The sequence below is a fragment of the Sulfolobales archaeon genome (genome assembly GCA_038897115.1).
Taxonomy (GTDB): Archaea; Thermoproteota; Thermoprotei_A; order Sulfolobales; family AG1; genus AG1.
Genome location: JAWAXC010000098.1, coordinates 1 through 7,732, shown reverse-complemented (window position 1 = coordinate 7,732; position 7,732 = coordinate 1). Strand labels below are relative to the sequence as shown.

Annotated in this window: 8 protein-coding genes; 4 read left to right on the top strand and 4 right to left on the bottom strand. The window is 46.4% G+C overall.

Features of this window, described 5'->3' with window-relative positions:
• Positions 1-572 (bottom strand): hypothetical protein (locus QXE01_10335; protein ID MEM4971632.1); only part of this gene is annotated, 572 nt, incomplete at its 3' end.
• A gap of 172 nt (positions 573-744) precedes the next feature.
• On the opposite strand from QXE01_10335, the gene QXE01_10330 reads away from it, so the two are divergent.
• On the top strand, positions 745-957 hold the full coding sequence (locus tag QXE01_10330) for a DUF2283 domain-containing protein (GenBank protein MEM4971631.1): 213 nt from the start codon (positions 745-747) through the stop codon (positions 955-957).
• 135 nt (positions 958-1,092) lie between these two features.
• Here the strand turns inward: QXE01_10330 and QXE01_10325 are convergent, their stop codons facing one another.
• A complete protein-coding gene (locus QXE01_10325; protein MEM4971630.1) occupies positions 1,093-1,752 on the bottom strand; it encodes a stage II sporulation protein M in 660 nt (219 codons plus the stop codon).
• Between the two features lie 71 nt (positions 1,753-1,823).
• Complete coding sequence (locus tag QXE01_10320) at positions 1,824-2,912, bottom strand: DUF354 domain-containing protein (protein ID MEM4971629.1); 1,089 nt, start codon at positions 2,910-2,912, stop codon at positions 1,824-1,826.
• Positions 2,913-2,949: 37 nt separating this feature from the next.
• Between QXE01_10320 and glmM the strand changes: the two genes are divergently transcribed.
• Together glmM and QXE01_10310 are read left to right on the top strand one after the other, a co-directional pair.
• Positions 2,950-4,311, top strand: a complete 1,362-nt coding sequence (glmM, locus tag QXE01_10315) for a phosphoglucosamine mutase (protein ID MEM4971628.1) — start codon at positions 2,950-2,952, stop codon at positions 4,309-4,311.
• Positions 4,311-4,697, top strand: a complete 387-nt coding sequence (locus QXE01_10310) for a Trm112 family protein (protein MEM4971627.1) — start codon at positions 4,311-4,313, stop codon at positions 4,695-4,697. Before glmM ends, QXE01_10310 begins: the two co-directional genes overlap by 1 nt.
• Before the next feature lie 6 nt (positions 4,698-4,703).
• Here the strand turns inward: QXE01_10310 and QXE01_10305 are convergent, their stop codons facing one another.
• Positions 4,704-7,091, bottom strand: a complete 2,388-nt coding sequence (locus tag QXE01_10305) for a DNA polymerase II (GenBank protein ID MEM4971626.1) — start codon at positions 7,089-7,091, stop codon at positions 4,704-4,706.
• A 296-nt stretch (positions 7,092-7,387) separates the two neighbouring features.
• On the opposite strand from QXE01_10305, the gene QXE01_10300 reads away from it, so the two are divergent.
• Positions 7,388-7,732: TenA family transcriptional regulator (locus QXE01_10300; protein MEM4971625.1), on the top strand; the 345-nt coding region annotated here is incomplete at its 3' end.

Sequence of the window (7,732 nt, the reverse complement as noted above, 5' to 3'; positions counted from 1 at the left end):
CTAACAGTAACCTCGGTGATCCCTGCTGCGAGGGATACTCTTGTCTTGCTAATTGGCTTCCCAAGCCTCTTCGCAGCTATATAGATTGCCGCGGCAGCATAGCTCGTGGGATCCTTACCCATGAAGGGTATCTCCCTTCTAACTATATCGAGTATCCTCCTAGCCTCCGCTATAACATCGCTATCGATCTCAACCCTGCTTGCTATCGACTCTATATAATCACTAGGATCGGGAGGCCTCTCATATCTAAGCTCCCCCCAGAGGGCCTTTAGAAGCGAGTTATAGCAGGATCTAAGCTCATCAATAGGTGTCTCCGTAACCAGGGAGATCTGTTTGATTGGAAGAGGCTTTCCAGCTATTCTAGATGCTGCGTAGATAGCTGCTAACGCAACACACTTATATGATCTACCCCTCTGAAGCCTCTTCTCAACACATTTAACAGCTATCTCCTTAGCCTTCTCCACAATATCTCTAGAAGCCCCTAGAGTCTCTGATAGCTGATCTATAATTGAGTACATATTACTAAGTGCTCTCCTCTCTATATAGTCTAGATTAGAACCTCTTATAGCCATTAACCTGTTACCCCTATATATATGCGTTAGAAAAAAATATATTTTGCACCCCATATGAGCTAAAAAAGCATGCAGATCATAGTCAAACCCCCAATGGATCGCTATAAACAGTTTAAACACGGTTCTTAAGAAACATCTATAAACCTCCAAGGGACAAGAAATAGGGAGTATAGTGGAGAAGGAGTATAAGATCAGAAAGCTGGATGATATATGGATAGACTACGATAGATCTGCGGACACGCTATACATAAACTTCGGAGACGAGGTCGAGGAGGTAGATGAAGCAATTCTAGTTGGTGAAGATATAGTAGTGAGGATCAAGAACAACGAGATCGTATCTATCACAATAAATAACTTCTCTAAAAGGGTAGGGATAGAGATGTAAATAGCTTAAATCAAAAAAGATCTTTAGGTATAATATATACGTTATAATTTCAATATCGAGGCAATAGGCTTTAAACGTTTCTTTTATCCTACTATAATTAGGCTTCTAAATCCTTTGTGAGTTGGAAAAACCTTCTCATCTACATAGAAATACTATAGTTATAAACCCTATTAGGGGGGTTATAAAGGATTCTACGAAGGCCGCAACTACTAGGAGGAGTATCCCTATTGTGATCGGCATTAGAAGAGATCCTAGTGTCTTTGATATGTTGGGCCTCTCAGATCTTCTACCTAGTTTCCACATAGCATATCCAAGGATATCCATTGATAGCCTTGCGGATGATGCGAAGAACATGCTCACACCTGTTATCTCGAAGACACCGTGTGGGATCAGGAGAACGAGCTTTGCAAGGGTAAGCTTGTCCGGGGATAAGGTGCATCCTGGGATGAGGGATGTTAGGTTTGTGATACCCTCATCAACAGCTTGGTACCCCACTATCGCTCCTGTGGCGAAGCCCTGGAAAGCCATGAAGGTCCAGGGACCTACGATTGTTGGGGAGAGTGCTAGGAGTATAAGGGATACAACTAGGTTGTTGCTGAATATCAGGAGGGGGAGGAGTAGGAGGCTCCCGCCCCTCACAGCATTCTCTATCTCTTTAGCCTTCTCGCTGAAGGAACTGTAGAGAGCGTTTTTAATGCTATCGGGGGAGATCCCGCCTATCAGGGCTGATACTATGAATATCGAAACCCCTATAGCCACTAATAGCTTTATCCCTATACCGGGTTCCCGTGGCATGGGCATCGTTCATCATATTATAGCATTAGGCGAATAATATATTTATTTATTAGTAAATCATATATTTTCTTCTAGATCGAGATTTCCTTGAGCACACTATATATTATCTCGTTAGGCGGGGTTAGACCCTGGATAGCTTGTCTAACCTTATCCACATATGCATCGGGATCCCTAGCTGATCTCTCTATAATCTCGAGAACCCTCTCCACATTATCTACTCTGTATATAGGTATTCCTCTAGATGCTAGGCATCTATCCACCGAGAGTTCCATGGGGAATAAAGTGATCCCTGGGACGCCATAGAGCGCAGCTTCTCTAGCCATCGTCCCTCCCCCAGTAATCACTGCTACTGCGTGCTTTGCCAGGGCCGGCCCTATGGCTTTTCTGGGTGGGGGTATCACTATCTTCCCCCTTGCCACGGTATCTCTATATCTCTCCTCAACCATCCTCCTCTGATCCTCGTATCTAGGTAGGAAGACTGCTGAGAGACCCATAGATAGTACTCCATCGATTAGTTTGAACCATATATCCTCCCTAGATCCCCATGTATAGTATGATGCCTTGCTCTCCTCAGGCCTGATAACCACGTAGCCCTTCTCATCTAGGCCGAGGCTCTTAATATGCCTTGCATCCTGTGCATCCTCTAGGTAGAAGATCCAGCTGAGCTCATCTACACCAGGGTATCTGACGATCCTTGTGTGGGGGAGTAGGTAGGGCTTCCACTCGCTATCCTCTATACACTCGCTATAGATTAGATATGATGCTAGGGGTAGTGTGAGCCTATTGGCATGGATCGAGTGTGGTGTGTCTGAGAGTATTATGAGGGGTTTTCCAAGGCCATATATGATCCTAGCCTCGGCTGGGTTTGGGTAGGAAACCCCAGCCACTAGATCTTTGAGCCTTGGATATAGGATCTCGAGTAGCCTTGACATCCTATCTATATCTATCCTAAGCTTCTCATACAGCGTCTCCCCATATCCACCGATCAGGATAGCATCGATTCCTAGGGCTTCAGCCAGCCCCTCTATAGCGTCATACCTCCTCGAGGTTATAATCACATCATATCCCCTTGGCGAGAGATATTTCTTGAGAGACGCTGCTATCAACAACTGCTTAGATGTGAGGGCGTCGAACCATATTACACGCATTCCAAACCCCATATAAAAACCCCAAAGAGATTTATTGGTTGGATAGAAAATGCCCAGGTTATTTGGGACTGACGGTGTTAGAGGGGTTTTCAACAAGGATCTAGGGGTTGTCGAGGCATCTAGGCTATGTATGGCGATAGGCACATATCTCAAGCCAGGGGCAAGGGTTCTGGTGGCCTCGGACTATAGAGGCGGGACCGAGGCTATATATCATGCTGGTATAGCAGGTCTAATAAGCACCGGTGTCAGGGTATATGATGCTGGAAAGATCCCCACACCGGCTCTCCAGCTCGCTGTTAGGGAGATGGGCTTCGACGCTGGTGTAATGTTCACTGCAAGCCATAACCCGCCTGAATATGTTGGTATAAAGCTCATAGGATCCGATGGTATAGAGGTTAGCGATAATGTTGAGGAGGAGGTGGAGGCAATATACTTTGAATCAAGGTTTAGAAGGGTTGACTATGTCGAGGCAAGCCATTCTCTTAAAAGGGTCGAGGGGGTTGCAGATCTATATGTTGATAGGATAGCCTCTCTAGTCGATATCCAGAGGATATCCTCTAAAGGCTATAGAGTTGTGGTTGATGCTGCAAACAGTGTGACAGCTTATACAACACCTAAGATCCTTAGGAGGCTGGGTGTTAAGGTGCTAGCCATAAACGCGGATCCATCTCCAACCCCTTCAAGACACTACGAGCCTACCCCAGAGACTCTAGGGGATCTCTCGAGGGTTGTGAGAAGCGTTGGAGCAGATCTAGGGGTTGGGCACGATAGCGATGGAGATAGAGCTATATTTGTCTCGGAGGATGGTGAGGCGCATTGGGGGGATAGGAGCGCCTCTATAATAGCGATCCACCTGGCGGAGATGGGGAGATATAGAGGGGCTAGAAGGGTTGTCACAGCTGTCTCAACATCTGAATATGTAGCTGAGCATCTTAGAAAAGCTGGTATAGGGGTTTCCTATACAGCTGTTGGGATTAAAAGGCTTGTCGAGGGCCTCAGAGCCTCTGGGGGTATATGTGCTTTCGAGGAGAACGGGGGTTTTGTATATCCGCTCCATCATAGCGTCAGGGATGGGGGTGCCAAGCTCGCCCTCTTCCTAGAGGCCATGGCATACTCGGGTAAGAGGGCCTCAGAGCTATTCTCGGTGTTTCCTAAGGTATATATAGTTAAGACCAAGATACCCATGGATAGATCCAAGGCTCTCAAGGCTGTAGAGGCTGTTAAACAGGTTTATAAGGGCTTCGAGGTTGTTGATGTAGACGGTGTTAGGGTAGCCACACCCGGTGGATGGTTCCTTGTGAGACCCTCTGGCACAGAGCCTGTGCTGAGGATCATGCTCGAGTCTCCCAGCGAGGATGAGGGTAGGAGGATGCTCAGCGAGATTCTCTCGATAGTGAGGGGTGTTACATAGTGAAGTACAGGCTCCTAGATCTCCTGGCCTGCCCTATGTGCAGGAACTTCCCGCTAGAGCTGATAGTTATCGAGGAGAGGAAGCTCCAGAGGAGGGAGCTTGGGAGGGAGAAGCCTCTTTGCGAGCTTTGGTGTAGCTATCTAAAGAAAGACCTTTCGAAGGAGAAGGTCGAGACTCCTTGTGAGGAGTGCATAGCCATAGAGATCGTCACAGCTGTGATTAGATGTGGCAAGTGTGGCAGATGGTATCCTGTGATTGATGAGATACCAAGGATGCTCCCGGATATGTATAGGAATGAGAAGGAGGATAGGGATTTCCTGCAGAAGTATAAAGACAGGATCCCCGAGGATATACTCAAAAATGGAAAGCCATATAACCTGGGCTAGGGCTTCTCATTTCTTGAATTCGAATAGGCTTCTACTCTTAGCCCCGGATCTAAGTGTTTTATCTGTCACGCCGAAGTATTCGAGGATTCTCAGGGCTGCTGGTATAACCTGGTGATCTATATAGTATGTTGGATCTATATCCTTTGGATCTACGAAGAAGTATGGCATAGCCCTATCACTGATCCTCCCAGCACCTTTTACAATGACATATCCGATCTTATCCCCAATAGCTATTCTCCCACCCTTGCTGAGGAGGATCTTAGCTGCCCTTACATGGGGCGCTGTAGCCTCGTACTCGTCTAGAGGCCTTGTTATGGTCTTCCATATCACGAGCTTCTCAATGGGTACTCTACCAGCCTCAAGATCCTTTATAACCCCCCTCACATATTCTATAGCCTTTGAGATATCCTCTGTTCTAAGGATAACCTCTGCAACCTTCTCCTGGATCTCCTTCGCAAGCTCCGACCAATCACCTCTAACAGCTTCGAAGCCCACAATATCTATTCTCCCATCCTCTGTCAGGCCGACGTATCTCTTTTTAGCCTCTGTGAAGAACACCTTCCTATAGATCTTCTCTATCTTTATCTCCATCTCAAGCTCCTTAGAGATCCTCTCTGCAAACTCCTCCGCAACCCCCTTGACATAGCCTATGAATAGCGAGTCTGTATCGCCATAGATCACGTTAAGCCCCATACTCCTCGCAATCTCTATAGCCCTTTTAATAGTAGCCCTACCCCATGCCGTGACAGCCTCCGCCCCCTGTCTGAAGTACCATCTAGCCCCAACCCAGCCCATATAGCCGTAGGCTGCGTTTGCAAGTATCTTTAGAGCCCTCTGCCTCTCATCAAGGATCCTATATTCAACGCTATCCATGCTATATTTCTTCATCTCCTCCCTAACAGCTTTTCTAAGCTTTAGAAGGGTCTCTAGAACCCTCTTGTAGAACCCTGGAGGGGATTTTCTAAAGAGATACCCTGTCTCTGGAGCCTCCCAGCATCCCTCCTCACCGCATTCCTCTGGGTTTGATATATATGTGTCTGGGCCTATGTTATATTTGATCATTATGTTTGGGTACATAGAGGAGAAGTCCATAACAGCTATATTGCTATGTATCCCCGGCTTTGGCTCTAGAACAACCGCCCCTTTATATGGCTCGTAGGGCCTCTCCTCCCTGTTTGGCACCAGCTCCCCATATTTATATGCCTCTCTCATGAGATACCATTCCAGCCTATGCCCTACCGAGGCTGCGCCAACCTGGTCTAGTGGTAGTCCTGTTAGGGATGATAGTTGGATCGCGAATGGCAGGATCTTCATCCCGATCCCAAGTGTTGATATAACATCATCTCTTGAGTATTTAAGCAGGATAGGCCTCTTAGACTTGTCATCCCAGTATCTAGCTATCTCGTACCACGAGACATATGTTCTCTCAGATCTACTCATAACGCCTAGATACTCTGCAACAGCATCTAGGCTTTTGATCTTAACTTCGTGTATCTCCTCAGCGAAGTCATATAGATCTATGTGGAGCCTCCCAGGAATCGAGTAGTGGCCATACACACTCGGCCTCGGCTCAGCCCCCTTTCTACGCCCTATATCGAGCTTTATACCGTGCCTCTTACATCTCTCCATGAGATATGGTATGTCGAAGTATGTGCTGTTATATCCAAAAAGTATATCTGGATCCTCCTCGAGTATATATTCAATGAACTCCCTAATGGGCTTCAAATCCCTTGGCCCTGGATCCTCTGCGAGGAATTGTGTGAGCTCGCCCCTATCATTCATAACCCCTATTATTATCACAGGATCTGTCTCAGCCCTTGGAGACCCCCTGGGGTTATAAACCTCTATATCGAAGGCAACAGATCTTAGGTTCGGTGGCCTCGTAATATCTCCATAGCCTATCCTCTCTATAACCTCATACTCCTCCGAAACCCTGTAGTCACCGCTTCTCGGTAGCTTTCTAACCCTAAACCTATGCCAGGTGCTTGGAGGGGTATCCCTATCGATCATATATCTCAGGGCAAACCTTATATCAGCCTCTAGAACCTCCCTAACATATGCAAGCCCCTTAACCCTCTCCCTATAATCCCTAACACTCTCAGGGATCACAGTCTGTATTCTGAGGACATTAACAGGCCTTCCATAGAACCTCCTATCAACCCTCCTAACATCCGTGATAGGGGATGATGGGATACTCAGCTTCCTAATCATCTCAGCAACACTATCTACAGGGGCATCATCCTCTAGAACAGCGTAGAAGTATGGCCTAAAACTCCTGTCCCTCAGAAGAACCCTATTACCAGAGCCATCGATACCCCATATAATTATCTGAGGCTCTGATCTAACAACCTCATAGCTTAGATCGAGAACAAATACGTCGAGAACCTCCTCCATACTATCCAAATAGGATATCCACAAAGGCATAAAAAAGATGCATCAACATTCCACAAGCATCTAAGAGCGAGGCTTCCAGCTATAAACCCATGGGAACTACTAAAGCTATGGGAATACATGCATCCAGCTGAAAACCTCGTCCTTCTAGTGCAAGGGGTGCCAGCTATGATCTCCTATATCGTTAAAGCCCTTATTGATTCTATAATCTGCCTGTATATACAGATCTTAATTCCAGCTCTATAGTTTCTCTATAGATTGTTTATTAGCTCTCTATGTTTCTTGGGTTGGTGTTTGTTATGGGGGTTGGTGTTGATGTTAGGGGTTTCTATAGGGAGGTTAGGGAGTCTCTTAGATCTATTGAGAATGAGATTGTTAACCATCCATTCGTTAGAGATGCTATGGAGGGTAGGCTTGGTGTTGATGCGATTAAGAGGTTTGCTGTTAATCAGTGGTATATAGTTAACCACGATCTCAGGTCTCTGGCTATAATGCTTTCAAGGGCTGGTGATATGGATGAGCTCTCATATTTCAGAGATGCTGTTGATGTTGATTATAGGGCTTTGCAGGGTCTTGCAGATCTTCTTAGGGAGCTCGGTGTAGAGCTTAGAAGACCCTCTGAGATCGATGTAAGCCCATATGCC

Excerpts from the sequence above, each read along its gene's own strand:
- QXE01_10325 (MEM4971630.1), bottom strand. The coding sequence starts at position 1,752 with ATGCCACGGGAACCCGGTATAGGGATAAAGCTATTAGTGGCTATAGGG.
- QXE01_10320 (MEM4971629.1), bottom strand. The coding sequence starts at position 2,912 with ATGGGGTTTGGAATGCGTGTAATATGGTTCGACGCCCTCACATCTAAG.
- glmM (MEM4971628.1), top strand. The coding sequence starts at position 2,950 with ATGCCCAGGTTATTTGGGACTGACGGTGTTAGAGGGGTTTTCAACAAG.
- QXE01_10305 (MEM4971626.1), bottom strand. The coding sequence starts at position 7,091 with ATGGAGGAGGTTCTCGACGTATTTGTTCTCGATCTAAGCTATGAGGTT.